The 24,662-nt window shown below is 54.1% G+C and carries 21 protein-coding genes and 1 tRNA gene; 15 read left to right on the top strand and 7 right to left on the bottom strand.

Annotated features, from left to right (window positions below):
- Window positions 1–143 precede the first annotated feature (143 nt).
- Complete coding sequence (locus HB393_RS20675) at window positions 144–1,469, top strand: hypothetical protein (protein ID WP_213807106.1); 1,326 nt, start codon at window positions 144–146, stop codon at window positions 1,467–1,469.
- A 41-nt stretch (window positions 1,470–1,510) separates the two neighbouring features.
- On the opposite strand, the gene HB393_RS20670 is transcribed toward HB393_RS20675, so the two are convergent.
- Genes HB393_RS20670 through HB393_RS20660 form a run of 3 tightly spaced genes read right to left on the bottom strand, consistent with a single transcriptional unit; the run spans window position 1,511 to window position 4,688 of the window.
- The gene (locus HB393_RS20670; protein WP_213807105.1) at window positions 1,511–2,488 is read right to left on the bottom strand and encodes an ROK family protein; all 978 of its coding nucleotides are present in this window, start codon (window positions 2,486–2,488) and stop codon (window positions 1,511–1,513) included.
- 3 nt (window positions 2,489–2,491) lie between these two features.
- A complete protein-coding gene (locus HB393_RS20665; RefSeq protein WP_213807104.1) occupies window positions 2,492–3,898 on the bottom strand; it encodes a sugar porter family MFS transporter in 1,407 nt (468 codons plus the stop codon).
- A gap of 19 nt (window positions 3,899–3,917) precedes the next feature.
- Window positions 3,918–4,688: an SIS domain-containing protein gene (locus HB393_RS20660; protein ID WP_213807103.1), complete on the bottom strand. Its 771-nt coding sequence runs from the start codon at window positions 4,686–4,688 to the stop codon at window positions 3,918–3,920.
- On the opposite strand from HB393_RS20660, the gene HB393_RS20655 reads away from it, so the two are divergent.
- From HB393_RS20655 to HB393_RS20645, 3 genes are read left to right on the top strand one after another with little or no spacing between them, the layout of a single operon-like run.
- Window positions 4,672–6,165: an FAD-dependent oxidoreductase gene (locus HB393_RS20655; RefSeq protein WP_213807102.1), complete on the top strand. Its 1,494-nt coding sequence runs from the start codon at window positions 4,672–4,674 to the stop codon at window positions 6,163–6,165. The two genes, HB393_RS20660 and HB393_RS20655, sit on opposite strands and share 17 nt — an antisense overlap.
- The gene (locus HB393_RS20650; protein ID WP_213807101.1) at window positions 6,162–7,181 is read left to right on the top strand and encodes a hypothetical protein; all 1,020 of its coding nucleotides are present in this window, start codon (window positions 6,162–6,164) and stop codon (window positions 7,179–7,181) included. The genes HB393_RS20655 and HB393_RS20650 overlap by 4 nt, the downstream gene beginning before the upstream one ends.
- 33 nt (window positions 7,182–7,214) lie before the next feature.
- Complete coding sequence (locus HB393_RS20645; RefSeq protein ID WP_213807100.1) at window positions 7,215–8,009, top strand: SDR family oxidoreductase; 795 nt, start codon at window positions 7,215–7,217, stop codon at window positions 8,007–8,009.
- Between the two features lie 23 nt (window positions 8,010–8,032).
- Here the strand turns inward: HB393_RS20645 and HB393_RS20640 are convergent, their stop codons facing one another.
- Window positions 8,033–8,827: a DeoR/GlpR family DNA-binding transcription regulator gene (locus HB393_RS20640; RefSeq protein ID WP_213807099.1), complete on the bottom strand. Its 795-nt coding sequence runs from the start codon at window positions 8,825–8,827 to the stop codon at window positions 8,033–8,035.
- 387 nt (window positions 8,828–9,214) lie between these two features.
- Between HB393_RS20640 and HB393_RS20635 the strand changes: the two genes are divergently transcribed.
- Both HB393_RS20635 and HB393_RS20630 read left to right on the top strand, forming a co-directional pair.
- Complete coding sequence (locus HB393_RS20635; protein ID WP_213807098.1) at window positions 9,215–12,877, top strand: TonB-dependent receptor; 3,663 nt, start codon at window positions 9,215–9,217, stop codon at window positions 12,875–12,877.
- 50 nt (window positions 12,878–12,927) lie between these two features.
- Entirely contained in the window at window positions 12,928–15,504 is a 2,577-nt protein-coding gene (locus tag HB393_RS20630; protein WP_213807097.1) for a hypothetical protein, read from the top strand.
- 454 nt (window positions 15,505–15,958) lie between these two features.
- Here the strand turns inward: HB393_RS20630 and HB393_RS20625 are convergent, their stop codons facing one another.
- Complete coding sequence (locus tag HB393_RS20625; protein ID WP_213807096.1) at window positions 15,959–16,537, bottom strand: ferritin-like domain-containing protein; 579 nt, start codon at window positions 16,535–16,537, stop codon at window positions 15,959–15,961.
- Between the two features lie 830 nt (window positions 16,538–17,367).
- Here HB393_RS20625 and HB393_RS20620 point away from each other — a divergent pair.
- From HB393_RS20620 to HB393_RS20605, 3 genes are all read left to right on the top strand, one after another.
- Window positions 17,368–17,850 carry a mobile mystery protein A gene (locus HB393_RS20620; protein ID WP_213807095.1) on the top strand — a complete coding sequence of 161 codons (483 nt, stop codon included), beginning with the start codon at window positions 17,368–17,370 and terminating at the stop codon, window positions 17,848–17,850.
- Window positions 17,847–18,437 (top strand): mobile mystery protein B, encoded by a 591-nt coding sequence (locus HB393_RS20615; protein WP_213807094.1) that lies wholly within the window; start codon window positions 17,847–17,849, stop codon window positions 18,435–18,437. The genes HB393_RS20620 and HB393_RS20615 overlap by 4 nt, the downstream gene beginning before the upstream one ends.
- A gap of 386 nt (window positions 18,438–18,823) precedes the next feature.
- Window positions 18,824–19,990, top strand: a complete 1,167-nt coding sequence (locus tag HB393_RS20605) for a site-specific integrase (RefSeq protein WP_213807092.1) — start codon at window positions 18,824–18,826, stop codon at window positions 19,988–19,990.
- A gap of 108 nt (window positions 19,991–20,098) precedes the next feature.
- On the opposite strand, the gene HB393_RS20600 is transcribed toward HB393_RS20605, so the two are convergent.
- Window positions 20,099–20,175 (bottom strand) — tRNA-Val (locus HB393_RS20600).
- Between the two features lie 77 nt (window positions 20,176–20,252).
- On the opposite strand from HB393_RS20600, the gene HB393_RS20595 reads away from it, so the two are divergent.
- Entirely contained in the window at window positions 20,253–20,840 is a 588-nt protein-coding gene (locus tag HB393_RS20595; RefSeq protein WP_255551424.1) for a CDP-alcohol phosphatidyltransferase family protein, read from the top strand.
- Between the two features lie 43 nt (window positions 20,841–20,883).
- On the opposite strand, the gene HB393_RS20590 is transcribed toward HB393_RS20595, so the two are convergent.
- Window positions 20,884–21,042, bottom strand: a complete 159-nt coding sequence (locus HB393_RS20590; RefSeq protein ID WP_213807091.1) for a hypothetical protein — start codon at window positions 21,040–21,042, stop codon at window positions 20,884–20,886.
- A gap of 196 nt (window positions 21,043–21,238) precedes the next feature.
- Between HB393_RS20590 and HB393_RS20585 the strand changes: the two genes are divergently transcribed.
- The 5 genes from HB393_RS20585 to HB393_RS20565 all read left to right on the top strand — a co-directional run bounded on the left by HB393_RS20585 (window position 21,239) and on the right by HB393_RS20565 (window position 24,470).
- Entirely contained in the window at window positions 21,239–21,718 is a 480-nt protein-coding gene (locus tag HB393_RS20585; RefSeq protein WP_213807090.1) for an Rrf2 family transcriptional regulator, read from the top strand.
- Window positions 21,719–21,795: 77 nt separating this feature from the next.
- Window positions 21,796–23,064, top strand: coding sequence for an IscS subfamily cysteine desulfurase (locus HB393_RS20580; protein ID WP_213807166.1), 1,269 nt, complete (start codon window positions 21,796–21,798; stop codon window positions 23,062–23,064).
- 20 nt (window positions 23,065–23,084) lie between these two features.
- Window positions 23,085–23,363: a hypothetical protein gene (locus HB393_RS20575; protein WP_213807089.1), complete on the top strand. Its 279-nt coding sequence runs from the start codon at window positions 23,085–23,087 to the stop codon at window positions 23,361–23,363.
- Window positions 23,364–23,436: 73 nt separating this feature from the next.
- On the top strand, window positions 23,437–23,862 hold the full coding sequence (gene iscU, locus HB393_RS20570; RefSeq protein ID WP_213807088.1) for a Fe-S cluster assembly scaffold IscU: 426 nt from the start codon (window positions 23,437–23,439) through the stop codon (window positions 23,860–23,862).
- Window positions 23,863–24,101: 239 nt separating this feature from the next.
- Entirely contained in the window at window positions 24,102–24,470 is a 369-nt protein-coding gene (locus tag HB393_RS20565; protein ID WP_213807165.1) for an iron-sulfur cluster assembly accessory protein, read from the top strand.
- Window positions 24,471–24,662 lie beyond the last annotated feature (192 nt).

The following is a 24,662-nucleotide window of genomic DNA, read 5'->3' as shown; positions in this document are numbered from 1 at the left end:
ACACTCCGACGAACGGTGCGGTTACAAAGCGCCCCCAATCATGGGGAGCGTAGATATGCTTGACCATGGGAATTCTCGGGGAAGATCAACAATTCCCGGGGAAACGGGCCATAGGTTACTGCCGCAAAGTAAGATAGCGACTTATGGCAGCTACTACGAATCCTTCGGTTACCCTGGGAAAACTTCCCCCTGAGCAGCGCGATGCAATGCTGCGGCTACTGGAGAGCAGCACGTTTGCTTCGGCGCCGCGTCTGAGATCGATGTTGGCCCACCTCATGCATGCGATGGAGGAAGGCTTCAGTGACGACGTCACAGAGCAGAGCATCGGCCAAGCCGTATTCGGTCGACCAGCCGGGTATAACGCGAGCGAAGACAACATTGTGCGGGTAACAATTCGGCATCTTCGCAACCGCCTCGACGACTACTACAGTGCAGAGGGTGCGGCGGATCCTATCTCTCTTGTCATTCCCAAGGGCAAATACATTCCCTTCTTCGTCGTCCGTGATCTCTCGGGTGCCCCTACGTCACTGCCCAAGGACGGCGACCCTACTTCAGACGACCTGCCCGAGCCCACTCCACCCCTAATCACTCCTTTGGAAACTGCTTCGATAAAGCAATCTTTCCGCTGGGTTTGGCTCGCCGCCATTGTCATCATATTGGCGTCGTTTGCCGCAGGGTACGCTATCAGATCGGCTACTCCTTCCCCTGCGCCAGCCAGCGGTGTACTGGGAAAGCTGTTCCTTCCAGGGGACAACATCGCTCTGGTGGCCGTAGACGCCAACCTTCAGGCCTATAGGCAGATCTTCGGGCGGCAGGTGAGCCTGGATGACTACATCCATCGCACTTACGCTAAAGAAAACCTCGAGTCGCAAGACCCACGCCTCGAAAACGCACGACGCTTCGCAACCGGCGCGAATGAGACCAACGTATCGTCCGTAATCATAGGGGCAGCCTTTCGTCAGGCCCTCGACGGACGGCGACTCGTGATCAAGCACCCGCATGACGTCTCCGTCCGTGACTTCCAGAATCAGGGCAACGTTATCCTCCTCGGAGGGCCGTGGAGCGATCCGTGGGGCCAACTCTTCGAGACTCGCTTCAACTTCCGTCTGGTCCCCGAAGCCGACAATCCTTCCAGCTCCGATGTCCACAATCTGCAACCTGCCGCTGGTGAAAATGCAGACTATCGTCCGCATATGGATGGCAATCTGACCGTCAACTACGTCCGCGTTGCTATTATCCGAAACCTGGACAATACCGGACACGTCATTCTTCTAAGCGCCACCAGCGCCGAATCATTGGAAGCTGCCAGCGAATACCTCCTCTCCGAGGAATCGAGCAACGAACTGCTCTCTAGATTCCATGTAACGTCCGTAAACGCGTTACCTCCTGTCGAGCTATTGCTGGAAGCAAAAGGTCTCAATGCAGCTCCGGGAAACCACCGGATCCTCGCTGTACGTAACGTCCCCTAGCGCTCATCGAACGAGAAGTGTTGCTCTGCAGCTCTGCGACGTCATGTACGCCCTATTGGGTTAGGCACAGCGTCAGCTGTCTCGAACAGGGTTGTCATTCCAAGTAAACTTGCGTTCTCCCCTAGTAGTGCTGGCCTGACATCCACGATGCCCCACGGTGTCCAAGCATGCCGCTGAATATATTGGGTTAGGGACGGTAAGATGCGGGGAGAAGCCTTCACGGCCCCACCACCCATGATGACGGTATCTGCATCATAGGCATGGATCAGCGTGATGGTCGCTGCTCCCCATACGCGAATACAGTGTTCTAGCAAGGCAATTGCTCCCGGATCTCCCTCCTCGCTTGCCTTGCCTAAACTGCGAAAGTCAGAATAAGTCTGCCCAGCTTTTCGGGATAGTGACATAAATTCAGACCTCCTACTGATCTCATTCAACCCCCAGGTTGAAGCTTCAGTCTCTACACAGCCGAGATTTCCGCAAAAACATTTGGTCGGCTCTAAACTGATACTGAAATGCCCGCCTCTCGCGCCAGCGAGCGAATAGCGGCCTTTTACCAGCTCGCCTTCCATGATTGCCGCAGTGCCGAACCCTGTCCCGAGAAGAATCATTACAACATCATTCGCTCCCTTCGCGGCTCCCCCCACCGACTCACCGAGCAACGCCAATCTAGCGTCGTTCTCAAGTTGAAAGGGGAGTCCGAACGTCTCCTGGCACCACAACTCCAGATTTAAATTCATCGCATCGTTATATTTTTCACCGATACACCAGACTCTATTCCGCCTTGTATCTACGAGTCCACAGAAGGCAAGACCGACTCCGCAGCACTGCGACATATCTATGCTTGCGCCCAACATAAGCTGACGAAGTATCCCTTCGAGACTCGGAAGAAGAGGCCGCAACAATGCACCCGAGGCAACCGGGATCGTTTTGCTCGCGACGACGCCGGTCCTGTGCACAATACCGCAAGTCGCGTGTCCGCCACCCAACTCAATCCCCAGGATGTATTGGAGTTTTGACATGCCCTATTCTTCGGCCGCCATCAAAGTTGGAGAATACTCCCATAGTTGTTGAATCTCCTCTAGCGATTTTCCCCGCGTCTCAGGAACCATCTTCCAAACGAACAGCAGTGACAGCACTGAAAGCGCTGCGTAGATCAGGAAAGCACCCGAGACTCCAAAGCGTTTCGTTAAAGACAAGAATGTAACCGTCACCAGCAACGTAGCAGACCATAGACTACCGGTGGCAAGGGATACCGCTCTACCTCGCACTGCATTAGGAAAGACTTCCGAGATGTAAGCCCACATTCCAGGAGCCATGCCGACAGAAAAAAAAGTGACATACGATAGGACACTCAACACGACTAACGCCGCACTAGTACGCTGCAGAAAGAAGCAGGCCGCCATGGAAACTAGCGATACAGCCATACCCGCCGATGCAGAGATCAATAGAAAGCGTCGGCCTAACCTATCGATAATAAAGAGGGAGACGATAGTACCTATAAGGTTTACCGCACCCACTACAACATTGATAGCAATCGATGCAGTTGCACTCTGACCGCTAAACCGATCCTGAAACATAATAGAGCCATAATAGAGGACCGTATTAATTCCAGTTATCTGTGAAAAGACTGCCAATGCAATAGCGATGAGCATCGGACGCCGCAAAGGCTTCGTCCACAGCGTCTGTCGTAGTCCGAACTCTGCCTGCAAAGCCTCGTTCACTTCGTGAATCTGCCTGTGTGCACTCTCCGGTGAAGTAATGGTCGCCAAGATCCTTTCGGCATCGACGGTACGCCCTCTTTGAATCAACCAGCGCGGGCTTTCAGGTACAAAGAAGAGTCCACCCCAAAGTGCAATCGACGGTATTATTCCAATGCCGAACATCCACCGCCAGCAATTCGGTCCTGTAGAAGCCAAAGCCCAGCTCACGCAATAGGCGATCAGAATACCAATAACAATTGCCAGTTGGTTCATCGTTACGATCCTGCCTCTGCGATCGGCAGGCGCAATCTCGGCTAAGTAAAGTGGCGCCAGGACTGATCCCGCGCCGATTGCAATACCACCCAAAAATCTGGCAACCGAAAACTGTTCGAGCGTTTGAGCAAGAGCCGTCGCGCCCGATGAGGCGGCAAAGATCAGAGCGGAGGCAGAGAGCATTCGGCGGCGGCCGTATCGATCGCTTAACCTGCCTCCTATTGCAGCACCTACCATCGCGCCAAAGAGCAAGCTACCCGCCGCTATTTCGGTGTCCCAGGCCGAAAGATTGAACTGCTGAACCAATGAAATGAGAGCCCCATTGATGACTGCAGTGTCAAATCCAAAAAGCAGGCCGGAGAGCGACGTGACGAGGGCAAGCTTGAGCAGGAAGTTATTGGAACCTTCATGCTTTTTATCAATAAGACCAGCTACTTGAGTCGCGATGCCATTCATTCTGGGTTCCCAGAAATCTCTATTGGTATAGGTGGGCTATGCTCTTCCGATAGGCTTCATAAAAGTCTTCAAGTGCGTCTTCGGGCTTTTGTAAGTTGGGAAAGTGATGGCTTGGTAGGACAACGGGCTTTACGCCGCGTGCAATTAGTTTTTCTGCTGTAGCCGAGCGAACCATATTGATTGCCATTGCTCCAGTCAGCGTGGAGACTGGTCCAGTCGGCCAGTCGAGCCCCTCTATCTTTTGGGCACAGTCGCCCGGGGGACACTGATTATCGATGACTACATCTGCCAAATCAATCAACTTCTTGCCTGATGGATGGTTTGCAGAAGATTGTTCGGAATGTTGACGAGAGACCAAGGCAATTACCTTCAATCCTCTAGCTCGCGCACCCATCGCCATCTCCACGATAAGAGGTCGAATGCCGCTCGTGGAGACCAGAATGAACGAATCGTTCGGGCCAAACTTGAAGCTCTTTAGAATCTCCTCGGCTAGACCCTGATATTTCTCGAGAGCGAGAGGAACTCGTAAACCATTCGATCCCACAATGGCTGCGTGGTTTGAGAAGGCGAGTTCGACGAGAGCAAAAAATCCAACCAATCCGCCCTGCCGGGGGGTCATCTCGTCACACATGAAGCGAGAGTGTCCGGAGCCGAAGACAAAGACGAGCCCCGCGTTAGCGATCGAGCTCGCGCAAATCTCCGCAGCCGCGTCGACACTTGAAGCTTGCGTGGCACGAAACCGATGCAAATGTTCCATAGCGATATCAAAGTAGTTGGCTGCCGCGCTCATTCCGTTTCCTAGTTTGGATTTATGTGGATTGCTCTTCACTGACGCCTCGCGATTCTACTCATATCAATTCGCGTTCGTCAAATTATATGATCGTATACTTGACAAACGTTCATTTTTATTGACATTCTGTTCACTCTGTATGGGAATTTATAGAGACCTGCAACCCATTGCGAAAGTCGACGTCGTCGTCGTCGGCTCCGGCTCTGCCGGATCTACTGCCGCGATTGCAGCGGCCAGGCAAGGCGTGAACGTCCTACTCTTGGAGCGATACGGATTTTTGGGAGGCACCAGCACGGGTGTGTTGGACACTTTTTACGGCTTCTATACGCCTGGGGCGGAAGCCCATAAAGTTGTTGGCGGCATAGCAGACGATGTTATCGCTCGACTCAAACATCTGGACAGAATTATTGAACGCCCAAACACCTATGGTGCAGGCTTGGGCATTACTTACCATCCGGACTATCTGAAGTGTGCGTGGGAACAGCTCGTCCAGGAATCGGGCGCCCAGATCCTATTGAATTGCTGGGTGCAGGACGTCAAGCTTATAGAGAACCGACTCACTAGCTTGATCGTAGCAACCAAACAAGGCCTGGCATGTATTGAAGGAAAAGTCTTTGTCGACGCTACTGGCGATGCTGATCTTTCTTATTGGTCCGATGTGCCCCTTGAGTTAGCTGGCGATCGCCACGATGCTCAGTCGCTCACGACCACGTTTCGCATGTGCAATGTTGACATCAAAGCGCGCCGCACTATCGATAAGGCTCGATTTCACGAGCTCATGAAAGAAGCCGCATACCACGGCTATGAACTTCCTCGCCGGGAAGGCAGCGATCACATCACGACGGTGGACGGTGTGTTGGCCACGAACATGACTCGGGTCAGGTCATTTGAAAAGCGGGCCGCGGGCGTCGTCAATGCTACTGATCCTGCATTTCTTAGCGCTGCGGAAATCGAGGGGCGCAGACAAGCTCTCGAATATATTCGCTTTCTGCGTGACTGTGTCCCCGGATACGAACAGGCCAAACTGGCCGCATTTGGAACGCAGATCGGGGTTCGTGAAACAAGAAGAATCATCGGCGATTATGTCCTTACTAGGGAAGACGTTCTCTCTGCCCGTCAGTTTGACGACCAGATTGGGTTGTGCGGTGCGCCCATTGAAGAACACGGCCCGGGCGATACCACCAAGTGGGAGTATCTACCCGACGGGGAATGTGTGGGCATTCCATATCGCACACTGCTTGCGCAGAAGCTGGAAAATCTCTTTGTCGCGGGCCGCTGCTTTTCTGCCACGCATGACGCGCACGCAAGCGTGCGTAGTATGGCTCAATGCATGGCGATGGGGCAGGCTGCGGGTAGCGCCGCGGCGTTGTGTGTACGCAACAATATCGACAGCCGTTCGCTACCCTTTGCTCTCTTACGCGACAGGCTTCTTTCGTCTCACGCAATTCTAGAACTAAAGGCAGGACGGATCGCATGAGCATCATCCGTACCGTACTTGGGGACATTGCCACAGCCGACCTCGGAGTCTGCTACGCCCACGAACATATCGTGATCGATCGCAGCTATGTAACCCAACACTACCCAGACTTCCTGCTCGAGGATGTCGACCGCATCGTGACGGAGCTCCACTCGTTTCGTGCGGCTGGTGGTCGCGCGATGGTAGATTCGATGCCTTGCGGCGGAGGCCGTAATGTGACCAAGCTCGCGGCTGTCTCTCGCCAATCCGGCGTTCACATTCTTTGTCCCACCGGAGTTCACCTGCAGCAATACTACCCACACGGTCATTGGACCGAACGAGCCACCATTGAGCAGCTTTCGAATATCTTCATTGGGGAGATTGAGCTTGGGATCGACGCGAACGATACAAACGGGCCAACTCTAGATCGGACAGGCCATAAAGCGGGTCTCATCAAAGTCGCCAGTGGTTTGGACGTTATTGGAGCCCGTGAGCAGAGAGTCTTCGAGGCCGCCGCCATCGCACACAACAAGACAGGTGCTCCTATATTGACGCATACGGAGCAGGGAACAGGAGCCTTACTCCAGATTGAACTGCTATCCCGAATGGGCGTTCAACCATCTCACATTGTGATATCTCATCTCGATCGTAAGCCAGATCCTACTTATCATCGCGAAGTTCTCTCCACCGGAGTATTTCTCGAATACGACTCCGCCTTTCGCTGGAAGACTGAGGATAACCCTACGCGAGATTTGCTCGTAAGCCTCGCCGGCCATGGTTATCTAAATCAGTTGATGTTGGGAATGGACGCGTCGAGGCCGCGATACTGGACCAGCTTTGGCGGTTCCCCAGGCCTCTCCTTCTTGCTGGGTACATTCTCCAGGGAACTGCGTGATCAGGGCTGGACTGAGCAACACTTGAACACAGTCTTTGTAGAGAATCCTGCTCGCGCCTATAGCATGTCAGCCGATCCTCTTGATAGAACACCAAGAGAGGTAATCAATGATCAAAAACTCTCCAAAGCTGGAATGGGTTAGTCCCGAAATTGCATGGGACAAGATAGAGAAACTATGAGGCTCAAAGGCAAAACGCTCTTTGTAGCAGGCGCATCCGGAATGGCCGCCAGCACAGTACAACTCGCGCTGGCTGAAGGTGCACGCGTATTTGCTGTCGACCGGAATCCCGATGCAATTAGGTCGTTGGTCTCGACGGTTTCTTCCTCGTCCGATTCGATGCACACTTACTGTGCCGACCTGGCAAGTGAGGAAGGGGTCGAGCTGGCTTTCAAAGAGTGCCTGCATGTATTCGGTGAATTCGATGCAGTGTTTTATGCCGTTGGGATGAGCGGGCGCCAATTCGGCGATGGAACGCTTCACGAGTGCACGTTCGATGGTTGGGAGATTACGCACCGCAATAACTCCACCTCCGCATTTCTAGTCTCGCGTCGTGCTCTTCAATATTTTCTGAGTCGAGATCCGGTCATGCCAGCGAATCTACGCGGCACCATACTCAATATGGCGAGCGTCTTGGCTTACTCCCCTCAGAGGGATTTTTTCGCCACTCACGCCTATGCGGCTAGCAAAGGCGCAGTTATCGCAATGACGTTAGCCGCTGCCGCGTACTATGCTGCGAGTAAGATCAACATCAATGCGATTGCTCCCGGACTCGTCGCAACTCCTATGAGTGTTCGCGCGCAAAACGATCCCACTGTCCTCGAATTCTTGAAGCATAAACAGCCACTTCCCGGAACTCTGCTCGATGCAGAGGAAGTGGCACAAGCAGCAGTGTTTCTCTTGAGTAATGAAGCAAGGTATATTACCGGTCAGGTGTTGGCCGTGGATGGAGGATGGACGGTGAGCAACTAAAAATTCTCAGTCCAGTTGGCGCATCAGACGCGCCGAACTTCAATGCCTTGGTCGATGAAAGGTCTCACAAGCTCTTCCGATGCCTCCACCCCAGTGATGATCATGTCGACCAGGCTAAGATTGGCCACGACGTGCGAAGCGACTACCGAAAATTTTGTATGATCCGCAACGACGACTCTCTGTCGAGAACGTTCCCAAAAGACCCGGTTGACAGCGGCCTCTTCTTGATGAAAATCCGTCAATCCATTTTCGATGCTGATTCCATTTACGCCCAGGAATAATCTGTCGCAGATCGTTTGCCGCGCGGACTCGATTGCTCCTGATCCAACGAGTGAGAACCAAGTCCCTCTCATGACTCCACCTGTCAGGGTGACAGTCAGATTGCTGCGGCGGCCAAGTTCCATTGCCATATTAACGGCATTGGTGAATAGCGTAACCCGGCGGTCCAGAGGAACGCTGCGTGCTACCTGGGTTGTTGTAGTGCCAGCGCTGATTGCGATCGTCTCGCCCTCTTGAATCAACTCTGCTGCCGCTATCCCAATCCGGCGTTTTTCGGGACTTTCTTTCTTGATCTGTTCCTGAAAGGAAGAGTCGGTCGAAAAGGCCTCATAAAACAGAGGTTCCAACGAGGTAGCCCCACCATGATCACGGCGCAAGAGACCACCAGATTCGAGCATACGCAAATCCCGTCGAATCGTCGGTTCCGAAACCTCAAACGTCGCACATAGGTTTTCCACGTCGATACGGTCGGAGTTTGTCAGAAGAGTGACGATTTTTTGAAGGCGCCGTCGCCGCGCCTCATTTCCTCTTAGCTCCATGTAGCGAATGTATCAGGAATGCCCGACTTGCGGCATAACGATCAAAAACGCTGATTGGTTTTGGGATTTGATTTCCCAAATATGGCCAACTCTCGATATGCTCACCAAAATAGACCGTTTTTACCATAAACAATCATTTATCTTGACTATTTTTATTTCCGTTCAATACACTGCGTCGGTCTTGAAAATCGAATAGGCATACGGGCTGAACGCGCGCGCTTTTTCTTGACTTCACATCGCGCTATGTCAGTTCGAGTGCGTCGTCACCGGAGCCAACGGTCGGGAAGTTGATTCGTTTACCCGCCTGCACTGTGAAATAGCTTGCTGGCTATCGGGACAATCTTTTGGGCCAATGCAAGGCAGAAATTGTATTTTTGGGGAGGTTTGATGATCAGTGTCAAGCGTGTCGCAAACGCAGCTATAGTGGCTCTTCTTCTGCTGACCGCAATCGTGCTTCCTTCGTCGCTCAGAGCGCAGATCGATGCGGGAGGAATTACGGGAACAATTACAGATAGCTCCGGCGCGATCGTTGTCGGTGCCAAAGTTACTCTCACAAACGAAGATACGAGGGTAAGTTTCGAGACCGAGTCGACACGGACAGGTACCTACAATCTTGGGTCACTCAAGCCTGGCCTCTACACATTGAAAGCGACCTCAAACGGCTACTCCACTTATGTCACGGAGCACCTCGGTGTTCACGTACAGCAAACCCTAACTGTTGATATCGGTCTCACGGCCGGTGCTGTTTCACAACAGGTAGTCGTGACTACGGCGACGGCTCTACTGCAAGCTGAGAACGCTGCCATCGGTCAAACCATCGGGACGGAAAGCGTCAACAATCTGCCTTTGAACGGGCGAAATTGGGTCTCGCTCGCCCAGCTCTCTGCGGGCGTTTCGACTGCGCCCGTGGGCCAGCCGACAAGTAACGCTGGAACGAATGGGAGTGCCTTTTTCTCGGTCGGCGGAGTAAGTCTCTGGCAAAATGACATCCGTCTGAACGGAATCAACAACAATGTTGAGCTCTTTGGCGGCGCGTCAATCGGGACAAACGCAGCGATTACGCCTCCGCCGGACGCCATTCAGGAATTCAAGATACAAAACGGGGACTACAACGCCGAATTCGGTCATTCCACGGGTGGCATCGTGAACGCAGTCACGAAGTCCGGCACCAGCAGTCTTCATGGGAATCTTTGGGAATATCTTCGCAATGAAGCCTTTGATGCAAACGACTATATCTCGAATCTGAACAAAAGACCGAAAGCCGAATACCGCCAGAATCAATTTGGAGGAACGATAGGGGGGCCGATCTACATCCCGAAGCTTTACAAGCAAAACGACAAGACCTTCTTCTTCTTCTCGTATCAGGGAACCAGGATTATTATTCCGGCGTCATCGACAGCCTCTGTTCCAACTGCCACGATGCGAAATAGTGGCTTTACAAACCTTCAAGATATTCTTACCTACACAACGGGTACCAAGACAGACGCGCTAGGTCGCACCATTGCCCTTGGTACGATTCTGGATCCTGCAACCACCCGCATGGTCGCTGCTGGAACGACGGATCCCGTATCTCTGCTGCCCAATAGAACAGCAGCAGCCATCTACGTCCGAGATCCTTTCTACAGTGGAGGCAGTGTTGCAGGCATAACGGATTTCACGGCAGTCAAGAACTCTCTCAATCTGCTGCCAGCGAACAGGCTCGATGCCAACTCCATTAACCTGCTTAATATCTATCCTTCGCCCACCAAAGCGGGTGTGGCGAATAACTTTTTCTACAATCCAAAGCAAACGCAGAATGCGAACCAGTATGACCTCAGAATTGACCATAACTTCAGCACAAGGGATCTCGTCTTTGCCTCGGTAGATTGGAACAATACGGCTTACGAAATTCCTGGAGGGCTTCCCGGAATTGCCGTCGGTCAGAATGGTGCACTCTCTCCGAGGTACCCAGCTTATGCCGTCGCGGTAGGTTACACGCGTGTATTTAGCTCCTCCCTGGTGAACGATATCCATGTGGGGCGCAACCACATTAACCAGAACTCGCTTTCGTCCTTCGGCAACACTCCCGGCATCCCCGCTAATTTTGGAATCCAGGGAATTGCACAAACCGCAAATAATGGAGGACTCCCGCCCATTTCTCTTAGCGGACTCACGGCTCTCGGAGTTCGTGGCTATAATCCCACCTTGTCTTCTATTGGCAGCATCGAAGTCGTGGAAAATCTGACGAAAACGCTCCGCAGTCACACCTTCAAAATGGGTTTTCAGTTTGATCACATTTCGGGAACTATCACCCAGCCCCCATACGGACGCGGAAATTTCTCATACACCGGCCAATATAGCGATGTGGTCAACAACAACAGTACCCTCTTGGGAATGGCGGATTTACTCCTGACGCCGACGCGTTCTACGGTTCCCAATGGAGTCGACTACATCGGCGGTCTGACAAATTACAGTGGATCTAACTTCGCGCAGACCAGTTACACACGCCACTATATAGGTGCTTATGCCCAGGACGATTGGAAAGTAACGCCGGATCTGACACTCAATCTAGGCTTACGTTGGGACTACTTTCCTCCCTACTCCGAGGCTTCCGGTCGACAAGCCAACTTCATCGCGGACGGTGGCAACGGGTCCACTGGCACGCTTTATATTCCAACAGAAGGATGTGCCACACCGAGATCCGCGTCCTTCGATACACTGCTGGCATCCAGCAATATTCAATTGAAATGCGTTCCAAAATCGGCCCTTGGCCAAACACAAATTACCAACTTCTCTCCTCGGGTAGGCTTTGCCTATCAGTTTCTTCCCAAGACCGTCATCAGAGGAGGCTACGGGGTCGCCTATGGTGCTCTCGCGAATACGGGCTATAGCGGAACGTTGGGTGCTAACTATCCCTTCGAATATACCGTCACCTATAACAGTAGCAACTCTTACACGCGCTTCCTGGCCTCCAATGGCCAAACCGCTACTGTGCAAAATGCTTTTGCGGCGACAAACTATAACGATCCGAGTGTTCTAAGCGGTTCAGGCCTCAATCTCATAGGCCGTCAGCTCGACTATCACACGCCGTATCTTCAGGTGTATAACCTGACGATACAAAATCAGTTCACGTCAAAGGATTCGATTCAGGCCGGATATGTCGGCAGCGTTGGCCGCCACCTGAATGCAGGAGCAATGGGACACAACTCCACCTCGCAGATACTCCCGCCGGGAACGAATATTTACAATTACATTCCTTTTCCTAAGTTCAGCTACAACTCCAACTATGAAACGACAAATGCGGTTAGTAGTTATAACTCGCTTCAAACGACGTACGTGCGGCAAGCAGCCCATGGGCTATCCGTCCTCGCGAACTATACATTCAGCCGCTGCCTTTCGAATCAGGCAACAATCAATTCCGTCCCTGGAACCTATAGGGCGCCGTGGCTACCCGGCTTCGGCATCAACGCGGACTACACATTGTGTGACACCCATACAGCACATATCACGCACCTCTCGGGAACATATGAACTGCCCATCGGGCTGCACCGAGCGGTCTTAGGGAAGGTGGGCAGGTTGGTAGACGCCATCGTGGGTGGGTGGTCCACAAACTTCATCGTTACGTATCAAAGCGGACAGCCTTTCAGCGTTACGTGTCCAACGGCAACTACAGCAAACTTCGGTTGCTTTGCATTAGTTAAGCCTGGAGCCGACATCTACGCTGGTGGACACACGCAAGGGCATTGGCTCAACGCAAGTGCGTTCACAAATCCACCAGTGGCTACAGCAGTTGGTCAGAGCGACTACTCCCCGCTTGGTGCGAAACCGATGCAGGCGCTTGGCCCCGGTTACTTCGATATGGATGCTTCGTTCTTCAAGGAATTCGTCATCCTGCCAAGAGAGCTTAGACTACAATTCCGAGCCGAGTCCTTCAACGTAACAAACAATGCGCAGTTGGGACAGCCAGCGTCGGGCAGCCTGAATTTTCTAAATGCAACTACTTTCTCTACGATCACTTCGCTGCGGGGTGGTCCGCGCCGGGTCCAATTGGCACTCAAGTTGGCGTTTTAGCGTGACATGATCGAGGGCCAACTGGGCTCGAAAGGAGAATCAGCGGAAGAATGCCAATACACACCACAGTGATTCGTCGAACAATGCTCGTTCTCCCATTACTGTGTTTTCATCTTGCATTGGCGGCAACATCTACTTCGAATAAGGTCGGCGCCAGATCGATGGGCGCAAAGAGGTACATTCCCAAACTCTCCGATTTCAGATTGGAAGGCGATCAGATAATTCCAGAGATCGACAGCAGCAATAACCTTGTCTTCAGCGGTTCAATTTCAGCTATTCCAGGAGGTTTGGGAGTCGACCGTTTTACGGCGCCTCCGCTCACAGTTGTGATGCAGCAAAAGATCGGGGTAATAGATGAAAAGACAGGAGCTGCAATCGTTGACGGGGAGCCGTCCAACGGATTTAGGAAGACTGCCAAAGAAAGAAGTGTATGGGAGCCCGGATCATGGACAACATATACACAAGGATGGCCCTTCTCGCTTCGAACAAAAATAACAGCGCTATCCCGATATCAGGGTTATATCGTTAGCGTAGCGGTTATAAATCATTCCAAGAGAACCGGCCACTTCGGTATAGGAAGCATCCAGCAGCCAAGCATTGCGAGTCCTCGCGAATGGAATTGGAACGCCGCCTTCCAACGAAACATCGATACACCCGTTACAACGCGAGATGGGGATATCGTTGTTCATCAGAACAGCGGCGGTGCGGTTGCAATCGCCTTAAGAGACGCGTCGATAAGAACCTTTAGCTCCTTGGCCGCGGCGAAAGCTGCTTTCACGCCATCGGGAGCAGGGAACCAGGAGAAGCCGGACGCGTCGAGCATTGCGAGCCTCGTATCGACCCGCCTCACCGCTGGGCCTGGCGCAGAGGCGATCGCATCGATCGTCGTCTCGACCGCAAGCGATGGGGCAAAGGCTCTCCAGGAAGCAAACGAATTGGTTGCAAACCCCGCAGCCAAGATCTCCCAAACTCACAACGATGCTCAAATCTCCCTGGAACGGTGGTTCCAAAGATTACCGGCCGTCGCCTCGTCGTCGCCTCAACTCCTCAAATTCTATCGTCACGCAGCTGCGCAACTGCTCTTCGACCGGTGGAGAGTAGGGAAAGCATTTCATCTCGACCCCTGGTATCCAACCTCAGGTCTCGATTCGGGTGCGATGAACACTTACGCATGGGACATCCAATATTCGGCGCTCGCATTTTCTCTCTTGGATCCTCCTTCTCTTAGACGGCTTCTTATTGCCCTGCCAGCGGCGCCTTTGACAGAGCATTTTTCAATCGAACCTATCATGGGAAAAGGCATAGGAACTTACTACGCATATAACTCCTACGCATATATCAACTCCGTGGATCAGTATTTATCCATCACCGGAGATCGCACTCTTCTTCAGGAACAAGTCCAGGGAAAGACGGTGTTGGAGTGGATGATTGCGCTCGCCGAGTGGGGCGAGAAAGAAAAAGATCCTGATGGCAATAATCTGCTGGACTACGGAGAAGATAAAAACCTACTTGAACTAAAGAAGACGAAGGGAGGGCCCGGATACTCTAACGAAGTGCCCAGCCCAAATGGAGAACGAGTCTATACATATCAAACGGTTGCAGACCTTATGGAGCAAGTAGACTCCGAACGATATAGCAATAAGATCTCCCACTTTCGAGCGATGGCAAAAAAGGTGACTGAGGCGATCAACAATATTTTGTGGCTTGAAAAAGAGGGTTGGTACGGGACGAGACAGCGCGACGGATCGGTAGTTCCGGTTTACTCAATTCAGATCTTTGACCTGCTCCGCATACCTGGTCTGGTCCCTGCGGATAGAGCGAAGCGCCTCATTGCACATCTGAAAGACGATGAGTTTGTAGCACCGTGGGGCATACGGTCTATGTCCGTTAAGGATCGCCTCTTTGACTATAACGATCACGACTGGGCAGGCGCGATGAGCTATGCCGGGGACGGGCCGCAGTTGAGCGCGGATCTTTTTACGTCCGGCTTCCTCTCTGAGGGATGGCTGGCCCTGGAAAAGATCTTTTGGTGGCCCGATCACATGGCCGTCTATCCGCAGGGGATCGCTAATGATAGCTATACGTCGCGGTTTCCGGCGGCCGCTCCGTTCGGCGGTCGAATCACCGCTGGCCGTGCGAATATTGTCGCCGGTGCGGCGGGCGTGGAAACCGTGCTCCGGGGACTCTTCGGCCTGGAGTTGGGAAGAGATGGATCGATCGGTTTCTCAAACAATCGGCCACCCGCTTTGAAGAATCTCGAACTAAGCTTTCCTTATTCTGAGCGTGTATGGACTGTACGCCCAGCCTCTGATGGCTTACACGTCTCTTCTAGCGATGGTTTTGAGTCGGCATTTTTGCGAGACGGCGGCAGCATGCTTATTAAACTTCAGGGCGCCAGCATCGATGTATGGCTGCGCTCACGTTCAGATGGTTCTGGGCACCTCACTCTAAACCTTCATGGGATCGAACAACTCCTGCACGTTCACGAATCGGCACAACTGGTATTTCGACGGAATGGCATTCTTTTGCAGCCAGAATTGAGTAGAAAAGAAGTGACTCTTGATACAAGAACCTCTCCGAACGAAGAGGAGCATTTGGAGATTCGAGCAATAAGAGCAACAAATTGACGAAAATGCCTGCTGGAAGAGAACTTCCTTCGGTTGGAAGTGCAAGATCCTTTGAACCTGACCGTTGCTCGCCAAAAAGAAGAGTGTCAATCTGAGGTATGAGGGTGCAGTCAAAGACGGTGGCACATTGCTGTCGGTCCACTGTGATACATCTGAGCAGATCGACACCGCCAAGGAAGCCCTAAAAGAGACCGGAGCCCATGATATCGCTTCCACCGGCGAGGAAGCCTCACAAAAGACCAACTAGAGTGGGTACGCTACAAAAGGGATCTCATAACACTCACTTGCCATGGCGTTACCAACTGAGCAGAATGCACCGATCTACCTGAATTCCATCGCTTCAAATAGCTGCCATGTGGGTGACACGGTGACAGAAAGAAAGGCGGCCTCACAAATGAGGCCGCCTTTTCTTAGGCCGCGGTCGTTAACCGCTTCGTTCAGATCACTACGGCTATTACTTCTTAAGGTCCGCAGAAGCCTTCGCCTCGTCCTCTTTGCTCTTCATGGCCGAATACTTCTCTTTGCCGGACTTAGGCTTCTTTGGTGCTTCGGGCTCCTGGGCGCTTTGTTTCATGATTGCAGCTCCGGCCGCTGTAATCTTCTTTGCCGCAGCTAATTCTTCTTTCAGGTTCGAGTTGAGCAGCTTCGCAATCTTGGCCATTCCCAACGTCGTAGCCATCGAGATGCATGCTTCGTAGCCGGCAATCTCGTAGTGTTCCGTTCGAAGAGCTGCGCCAATAAGTCCAGAGTCAAAAGAAGCGCCCTCTTCGTCTTTCTCAAGGGCATCTTTCCCTTCTTCGATGACCCCTTCCATTCCATTGCAGTGTTGTCCGGTTGGCTTCTCGCCCAGTTCGTTAAAGACTCTCTTGAGGCGTTCGACCTGGAACTTGGTCTCATCAAGGTGCGCTTTAAAAAGCTGTTTGAGTTTCGGATTCTTCGCCCCCTTTGCAAGTTTTGGCAGGGCTTTAACCAACTGATTCTCCGCGCTGTACATATCACGAAGCTCTTCCAACAAAACGTCCTTTAGTGCCATAAGCCTACTCTCCTCGGTGAATGAACCTTTTGCGATCCAAGAATAGCAGGTGACAGAGTAGGACCTCGCCGCAACCCTTCTTTTGAAGACCAAAGTTTGCGGGATCTGATTTCGACAGCGTTAGGCGTGTGACGCAAAGCCCTCAAAGCAAACGCTAGGTGGTACGGGTCGGCGGAGACTTCAGCGCCAGTGGACAGCACAGTCCAACTACGATCCGTCGGTGGTGTTACAGCCAAGGCTGGCCCTCGCAATGGAGGCGGAGTAGGGGACGTTCGGAGTTCGATCGCCGCTCTAGGAACGATTCGACTCTGATTCCTATCGATGCGCTACAGGAGTTCCGTGTGCAAGTAGAGTGCCGGGAGGACCGTTTCTTGGGACGCGGGATCAACCACTTTCACAGAAGTGCCTTCGATCATCCGCGTGCAACTTCCTCAACAGCAGTGATGGTTCAAGCGCATTATGAATGCAACACCCTTCTCGCAAGCAGAGAACAACTTCGGCGGTACCGTTGGAAGTCCGGCTTGGGTTCCCACCTCTATGACCGCAGAAGCCAAACCTTCTTCTTCGCCTCGCGTGAAGGGCTCCGTTTGACGCAACCTACCGCCGCCACGATTTAGTATTTCCCAGATCATTCATGCAGCAACGGGCGGTTGAAGCCGTGCGTCGGCACAGTTCGTGAGCTTCACGCGCAAGCCGATGCACCAGCAGCGAGCAGCAGAGACGCTTGGCAACTCAAAGAACTTTGCTGCCACATTTCTAAACAGTGTGACCACATATAAATAGTCATTTACGTGCATTTGACAATTTAAATATAGTCAAATAAGCTTTAGATGACCATAAATAACTTGTCATTTGATGACAACATGCGCAATGAATTCAAAGACCTTCGACTAAAACAATTGGATCGCAGCCTGGAGCCATATCAAGCTGCGCGGACCGCTCCGCGTCCGTCGAAGGGGTGGATACGCAGCATCCGCCAGGCGCTTGGTGTCTCATCGGGCGAACTTGGGCGCAGATTGGGGACGAGCCGCCAGCTCCCGTTGCAACTTGAGAAGGGTGAAGCGGAAGGCCGCATCACGTTGAAAAGTCTACGCGCCGTGGCCAATGCGCTCGATTGTGATCTCGTCTATGCTCTCGTTCCACGAGCGGGCAGTATGCAGGATCTGATCGAAAATCGCGCGCGCGTCGAAGCAAAGAAGAATGTCCTCGGAGTAGAGCACTCGATGGCGCTGGAAGACCAAGCTGTCGGCAGAATTCACGAGGCGCTCGAAGCTGAGACGCGCCGCCTCGTTAGAAAGCGTGAATCGCGATGACGCTCTTCACAATAGCAGACGGAAATACCGCGCTGTCTCCCGAAGAGCAGGACGACCTCATCCCCGATCTCACGACGAAGGAAGAACTCAATGAGTGGGAGCGCCAGAACATCCTTGAAGCCTACGGGTGGGCGCTCAATCTACGAAACTTGAATCGGCAGGATCCTTTTGCAGAAGCCTATATAAGAGAACTGCACCTGCGGATGTTCGATCAGACGTGGAAATGGGCTGGGACCTATAGGATTACCGAAAAAAACATTGGCATTCCTCATTACCAGATTCGTGAGGCACTGGCGGCTTTGTTGGGGGACGCTCATTATTGGGTCGAACATCAAACCTTCGAACCGGACGAACTTGCCATTCGGTTTCATCATCGTCTCGTCTCGATTCACCCATTTGCTAACGGCAACGGCCGTCATGCTCGGCTGATGGCGGATGTGGTGGTGAAGAGATTGAACAGGCCAATCTTCACATGGGGTCGCGCGGACATCGTGCGCGTCGGCGATTTTCGTCGCGTTTATATAGACGCGCTTCGGGCTGCCGATAAGAACGATATCCAACCGCTTCTCTCCTTTTCTCGTTCGTAGATACGACGTCCCGAGTACCCGGATTCGGAAAAATATCAATAAATACCAATCCATTGCCACTTTGACTTAGGTCGGCTTCATCGGGCACGAGAGACATTGCTTTCGTTCTGCGTTCTCGGACTTGAGGTCGAGCATTGTCAACCATCGGCAGCTTCCAAGATTCCATCTGAGCCCTACGTGGACGGCGCGCGAGCGGCTGCTCATCTTTGCCTGTCCCGTAAGACTCTTCTTCGCCTGGCCCGTCGCGGCGCGGTACCTGGGTATGGGATCGGGAAAGGACCCAAGCGGATGTGGCGATTTCGTCTCTCCGAACTCGATTCCTGGATGCAATCAGAGGTAACATCAGGCAGCGACGAGGGCCGTTCAGCAGAAAGGAAGAACTTTCTATGAATCGGCCACGATATCAATTGGGTACGTTGTACTCAGAACCCCGCAAGAGCGGACCGGATGTATGGGTCTACCGTTGGCGCGAGACCGACGAACAGGGCAGGCGAACACTGCGCAAGCAGATCGTCGGCACGGTTCGCGAGCTTCGCACGCAAGCCGACGCGCAACGAGCGGCAGAGACGCTTCGGTTGAGCGTCAACCGGTATACGATCGACCACGGCGGATCTGTCGTTACGGTCCACAAACTTGTGGAGCACTACCGTATGAAGGAAATGCCAATGGACACGCACGAGGGCAAGACCCGGGCAACAAAACTCGTGTATCAAAACTGCTTGAAACTCTACATTGTTCCGCGCTGGGGGGACTATCCCCTTCGGCGAGTGACCAGCGTGGAGGTGGAAGACTGGCTCAAGACTCTGAAGCTTGCTGCTTCAACTCGGACCAAGATTCGCAATCTGATGAGCACCATCTTCCGTCACGCGATTCGCTGGGGCTTCCTCGGGCAGCAGGAGAACCCGATCGCCCTGGTGAGAGTCAAGGCGGGACGAAAACGGGTGCCGGATACGCTCACGGGCGAAGAGTTCCGCGCGCTGATGGCGGTTCTTCCAGACCGCGAGCGGGTCATGGGAGGCATCTGCGCTACCACCGGCCTTCGCGTCTGTGAGGTGCTGGGCCTCAAATGGGAGGACATCGATTTCGTCAGGAAGACGGCCAACGTTCTGCGTTCGTACGTCTCTGGGAGTATCGGTCCTTGCAAGACGGAGGTCTCGCAGCAGCCTGTGCCCCTGGATGCGATCACCCTCCAACGTCTGATCGCATGGCGCGGTCTCTGTGCCTTCGGGGCGGATACCGACTGGATCTTTGCCAGCGAGAGACTCTTCGGTAAATTGCCGGTCTGGCCTGACATCCTGCGCAGCAGGATCCTGCAACCCGCGGCGAAGAGGGCAGGAATCACCAAACACATCGGCTGGCATACCTTCCGTCACACCTACAGCTCGTTACTGGCTGCCACCGGAAGCGATGTGAAGGTGGTGCAGGAGCTGATGCGGCATGCCAAGGTAAGCACCACCATGGAGGTGTACACCCACGCAGGAATGGACAAGAAGCGCGTCGCTCAGAGCAAGGCGGTCGATGTGCTCTTCAACCGAACGCCTCAACAAACATAGGAAAGAAAGAGAAGAATGGGAGGGTGCCGCACTGCAGGATGTTCCCACATCGTTCCCAGCCACTTGGCATCTGTTCCCAGATTCTTACCACAAGTAATTGAAAGGATATGGTAGGCACGAGCGGATTCGAACCGCTGACCTCTACCGTGTCAAGGTAGCGCTCTAACCAACTGAGCTACGCGCCTGCATGCGTCATTTCAGTCTAAAGCAAGCTACCTATTCGGGCAACCACGCTGCTTCTGAGTCCTCCTATGAATTACGATTGGCTCACCCCATCGTGCCGTTCCTAAGCCAATTCCGCGCCGCGCCGAACCTGCTCACGCTTCTACGGCTCTTCATCATCCCGTTTCTCGTGATTGAGATCCTCGACGCGCACTACCGCATGGCCTTCGCCCTCTTCCTCCTCGCCGGTATCTCCGACGCCCTCGACGGCCTCTTAGCCCGCTGGCTCTCGCAGCGCACCACCCTCGGCCTCTACCTCGACCCCATCGCCGACAAGCTCCTCCTCAGCACGCTCTTCCTTGTCTTCACCCACGTCGGTCTCATGCCGCGTTACGTCACCGTGCTCGTCTTCAGCCGCGATCTCGGAATTCTGCTCATCGCAACCCTGCTCTTTGCCACCGGAACCCTGCGCGACTTCCACCCCAGCTTCTTCGGCAAGCTCAACACCCTCTTCCAGATCATCACCCTGACGGCGGTCCTCTGCGAACGCATCTTCGCCTTGCCGCAGGTCGCCATGCTGCGCGACGGCCTGGTCGGCCTCATCGCTGTCCTCGCGCCGCTCTCCGCGGCTCAATATGCTTGGATCGTCATCCGCAGGATGAGCGCCCCGGCGCAGACGCAGGTCTAGCAGCAAGCAAAGCCTCTTGCAGCCAGAAAAGAGAACCTGTGAACTAGTCTTCGGTGGACTCTGCCGCCGCCTCTTCCTCGATCGCCATATCGCTGTACTCTGCGGAGTCGAAGACCTCTCCGCAGCTTTGGCACTCAACAAATTCTGCGTCGTCCTCGCGGGCGACAACTTTGACGATGGGGTGTTTGCACTGGGGGGTCATGGGGGAGGTGTGATTGATGAATTCTCCTCAACCCCGGGCAGCTTGTCAATCCTGTTTTCTTTCTTGCAGTCTGCCTTTAGCCTATTTCGGCATCGCGGAGATCCCGGTTGCGTCCTATTTCCCTACGGACTACACTAAACAAGACTGTAGGGTCGGGTGTTTTCTAGCCGTCTCTGCACCAATGGGGGACCACGATATGCTGCGCCTGACCAAAAAAGCTGATTACGGTCTGATGGCTCTCAAGTATCTCGCGGAGCAGTCAGGCCCCGGCGCCACGCAACATGTGGCGCAAAGCGCAAAAGACATCGCTGAGGCGTATCACATTCCTCCTCAGCTGCTTGCAAAGATCCTCCAGACGCTGGCGAAGGCTGGTCTCTTGGTCTCGCACGCCGGAACCAACGGAGGCTACGCCCTCTCCCGTCCAGCAGATGAGATCTCTGCCTTCGAGGTGATCCGTGCCATCGACGGTCCACTTTTCATCACCAGTTGCATCACCATCCATGGAACTTGCGACCTTGCTGGCCATTGCACCATCAAAGAACCACTGCGCAAGGTGAATGACAGTATTAAAGACCTGCTCAGCGCCATCAGGATCGCCGATCTAATCGAGGTTCCCGATCCCGACCACGTCGAGAGAGCCCCGGTGGGCGGTGGCTTGGTGACCATCGCTGTCTAGCGGTCCTCGCCGGAGTTTTGCATCTGCCCTCTGCAATAGAACTGCTATCGAATTTAGGAGCAACAATGAGCAATGAAATGAGCAATAACGGAGTCGTCATCACCGAGTCTTCGGTCCCGCTGCCGGAGGGAGTCCACCTCCCCATCTATATGGACAACCACGCCACCACCCCCATGGACCCCCGCGTCCTTGAGGCCATGATGCCTTACTTCGGGGTGAAGTTCGGCAACGCCGCCAGCCGCAACCACTCCTTCGGCTGGGAAGCAGAGCAGGCCGTGGAGAAGGCTCGCGAACAGATCGCCAAGCTTATCGGTTCCTCCGCCAAGGAGATCATCTTCACCTCTGGAGCCACGGAGTCCAACAACCTTGCACTCAAGGGCATCGCCGAGATGTACCGCGAGCGTGGCAACCACATCATCACCCAGGCCACCGAGCACAAAGCCGTCCTCGACACTTGTAAGAAGCTGGAAAAGCAGGGCTTCCGCGTTACCTACCTGCCTGTCCAGGCCGATGGCCTCATCGACATGGAAGACCTCAAGCGCGCCATAGATGACAAGACCATCCTGGTCTCCATCATGTACGCCAACAACGAGATCGGCGTCATTCAACCCATCGCCGAGATCGGCAAACTTTGCCACGAGAAGGGCGTCATCTTCCACACCGACGCCGTCCAGGCCGTCGGAAAGATCCCCGTCGACGTCCAGAAGGACAACATCGACGTCCTCTCCCTCTCCGGCCACAAACTCTACGGGCCCAAGGGCGTCGGCGCCCTCTACGTCCGCCGCCGCAACCCCCGCGTCCAGATCTCTGAGCAGATCAACGGCGGAGGCCACGAGCGCGGCATGCGCAGCGGCACTCTGAACGTCCCCGGCATCGTCGGACTCGGCGCAGCCTGCGAGATCGCCATGAACGAGATGGAAGCCGAGGCCAAGCGTGAGATCGAGTTGCGCGACTACCTCCGCGCCAAGTTCGAAAAGGCCCTGGACCACATCCATGTCAACGGCAACATGGACCATCACCTTCCCGGCAACCTCAATATGAGCTTCGTCTACGTCGAAGGTGAGAGCCTGCTCATGGGAATCAATGACATAGCAGTCTCCTCCGGCTCGGCCTGCACCTCGGCCACCCTGGAACCCAGCTACGTCCTCAAGGCCCTCGGCCTTGGAGACGACGTCGCCCACAGCTCCATCCGCTTCGGTCTAGGCCGCTTCAACACCAAGGCCGAAGTCGATTACGTCTCCGACAAGCTCATCGACGTAGTCCTCAAGCTTCGTGAGCTCTCCCCTCTCTACGAGATGGTGAAAGAAGGCATCGACCTCACCAAAATCGAGTGGGCTGCCCACTAATTTTTTTGAGGAACTGGCTGATGAAAGCAATCAACTCGGAATTGAAGCGCAAGATGGCTTTGGCTGGGGGCATTTCCTTTGTAATGTTCGGTCCGACTCAGTTCAAGGCCATGTTCGCTGACCACTCGATGATTCCGTTGTCGGTAGCATTCCTGATCGGCGTATCGCTCATGTTCTCGGCCTTGCCCTTCGGCGTCGAATGGGGCAAGCAAAGAGCAGTAAGACAAGCTCTTGAGACAGATCATTGGCGAGAGAGCTACAAAGCCTCTCCGGAATCACATTTGCTTCATCTGAACTGAACGACGAACGATATTCAACCCGGCGCACCTAAAACGCCGGAGTATCATCTAAACAAGAGACGAGGAGCACATCATGGCATATAGCGACAAGGTAATCGACCACTACAACAATCCCCGCAACGTCGGTCAGATGGATAAGGCCTCCACTGAAGTCGGCACCGGTCTCGTCGGCGCGCCGGAGTGTGGCGACGTCATGCGCCTCCAGATTCGCGTCAACCCTGAAACCAACGTCATCGAGGACGCCAAGTTCAAGACCTTCGGCTGCGGTTCGGCCATCGCCTCCAGCTCCCTCGCCACCGAGTGGGTCAAGGGCAAGACCATCGACGAGGCCCTCGCGATCACCAACACCGATATCGTCAAGGAACTCGCGCTTCCTCCAGTCAAGATCCACTGCTCGGTCCTCGCGGAAGACGCGATCCGTGCAGCCATCGGCGACTGGAAGAAGAAGAACAACGTCACCGAGACCGCAGGCGCACCTGTGGCCGTCGCGGCTCACTAAGCACCTCGCTTCACCCCTGATACGGCGCGGCGAACATTCGCCGCGCCGTATCGCATAGGGAACGTTATCCATAGTTCCAGGGACGGCCTAAGCCTCCCGAAAGAATCGAATCAGTACGGGGCCCAGCCCCCGAGGTAAAGACTTTGGCAACAGTTCAACTCACCACCGGCACCCCACCGCCGCCCTCCGCCAGCGCGCCCGACCCGCTCGCCGGCGTCACCCTCCTCACCCCGGACGGCATGTCCCCCGAGGCCGCGGTGAAGGGAATTCGCCTCACCCCCAAGGCCCTCAAGCGCATCCGCGCCGCCATGGCCAAGGAGAACGTCTCTCCGGAGCAGGGTGGCCTGCGCGTCGGCATTCAGGGCGGAGGCTGCTCCGGCCTCAGCTACAGCATCCGCTTCGACTCCAAGGCCCGCGACCGCGATCGCACCTTCCTCTTCGACGACACCGCCTCCGCCCCCATCCGCATCTTCGTCGACCCCAAGAGCTTCATCTACCTCACCGGCATGGTCCTCGACTTCGAAGAGACCCTCATGCGCCAGGGCTTTAACTTCATCAACCCCAACTCCACCAAGAGCTGCGGCTGCGGCTCCAGCTTCTCCTCGTAACCAGCCAGTCAAGACTCGAAAAAGAACCCCTACACGGCCACGCCAAGGTAGGGGTTCTTTTCGCTGCTGTCCAAAGAAAGCCAGCCGACCGTAGAAATTCAAGGCCACTTAGACCATCGAGAAGCGACCAAGCCGATCCCAACCTCAGCCGAATAGCACGAAAGTATAACCGAAATAAGCGTCTTTCTCGTC

This window comes from Granulicella sp. dw_53 (assembly GCF_018449545.1).
Classification (GTDB): Bacteria; Acidobacteriota; Terriglobia; order Terriglobales; family Acidobacteriaceae; genus Edaphobacter.
The sequence above is the reverse complement of the archived record's forward strand: the minus strand, read 5'-3'. Positions and strand labels throughout refer to the sequence as shown.

Coding starts and splice junctions, on each gene's coding strand:
- HB393_RS20665 (WP_213807104.1), bottom strand. CDS start 3,898: ATGAATGGCATCGCGACTCAAGTAGCTGGTCTTATTGATAAAAAGCAT.
- HB393_RS20625 (WP_213807096.1), bottom strand. CDS start 16,537: ATGGCACTAAAGGACGTTTTGTTGGAAGAGCTTCGTGATATGTACAGC.
- HB393_RS20590 (WP_213807091.1), bottom strand. CDS start 21,042: ATGACCCCCCAGTGCAAACACCCCATCGTCAAAGTTGTCGCCCGCGAG.
- HB393_RS20640 (WP_213807099.1), bottom strand. CDS start 8,827: ATGGAGCTAAGAGGAAATGAGGCGCGGCGACGGCGCCTTCAAAAAATC.
- iscU (WP_213807088.1), top strand. CDS start 23,437: ATGGCATATAGCGACAAGGTAATCGACCACTACAACAATCCCCGCAAC.
- HB393_RS20585 (WP_213807090.1), top strand. CDS start 21,239: ATGCTGCGCCTGACCAAAAAAGCTGATTACGGTCTGATGGCTCTCAAG.
- HB393_RS20605 (WP_213807092.1), top strand. CDS start 18,824: ATGAATCGGCCACGATATCAATTGGGTACGTTGTACTCAGAACCCCGC.
- HB393_RS20620 (WP_213807095.1), top strand. CDS start 17,368: ATGACCATAAATAACTTGTCATTTGATGACAACATGCGCAATGAATTC.
- HB393_RS20650 (WP_213807101.1), top strand. CDS start 6,162: ATGAGCATCATCCGTACCGTACTTGGGGACATTGCCACAGCCGACCTC.
- HB393_RS20630 (WP_213807097.1), top strand. CDS start 12,928: ATGCCAATACACACCACAGTGATTCGTCGAACAATGCTCGTTCTCCCA.
- HB393_RS20675 (WP_213807106.1), top strand. CDS start 144: ATGGCAGCTACTACGAATCCTTCGGTTACCCTGGGAAAACTTCCCCCT.
- HB393_RS20670 (WP_213807105.1), bottom strand. CDS start 2,488: ATGTCAAAACTCCAATACATCCTGGGGATTGAGTTGGGTGGCGGACAC.
- HB393_RS20615 (WP_213807094.1), top strand. CDS start 17,847: ATGACGCTCTTCACAATAGCAGACGGAAATACCGCGCTGTCTCCCGAA.
- HB393_RS20635 (WP_213807098.1), top strand. CDS start 9,215: ATGATCAGTGTCAAGCGTGTCGCAAACGCAGCTATAGTGGCTCTTCTT.
- HB393_RS20565 (WP_213807165.1), top strand. CDS start 24,102: ATGTCCCCCGAGGCCGCGGTGAAGGGAATTCGCCTCACCCCCAAGGCC.
- HB393_RS20575 (WP_213807089.1), top strand. CDS start 23,085: ATGAAAGCAATCAACTCGGAATTGAAGCGCAAGATGGCTTTGGCTGGG.
- HB393_RS20580 (WP_213807166.1), top strand. CDS start 21,796: ATGAGCAATAACGGAGTCGTCATCACCGAGTCTTCGGTCCCGCTGCCG.
- HB393_RS20660 (WP_213807103.1), bottom strand. CDS start 4,688: ATGAGCGCGGCAGCCAACTACTTTGATATCGCTATGGAACATTTGCAT.
- HB393_RS20645 (WP_213807100.1), top strand. CDS start 7,215: ATGAGGCTCAAAGGCAAAACGCTCTTTGTAGCAGGCGCATCCGGAATG.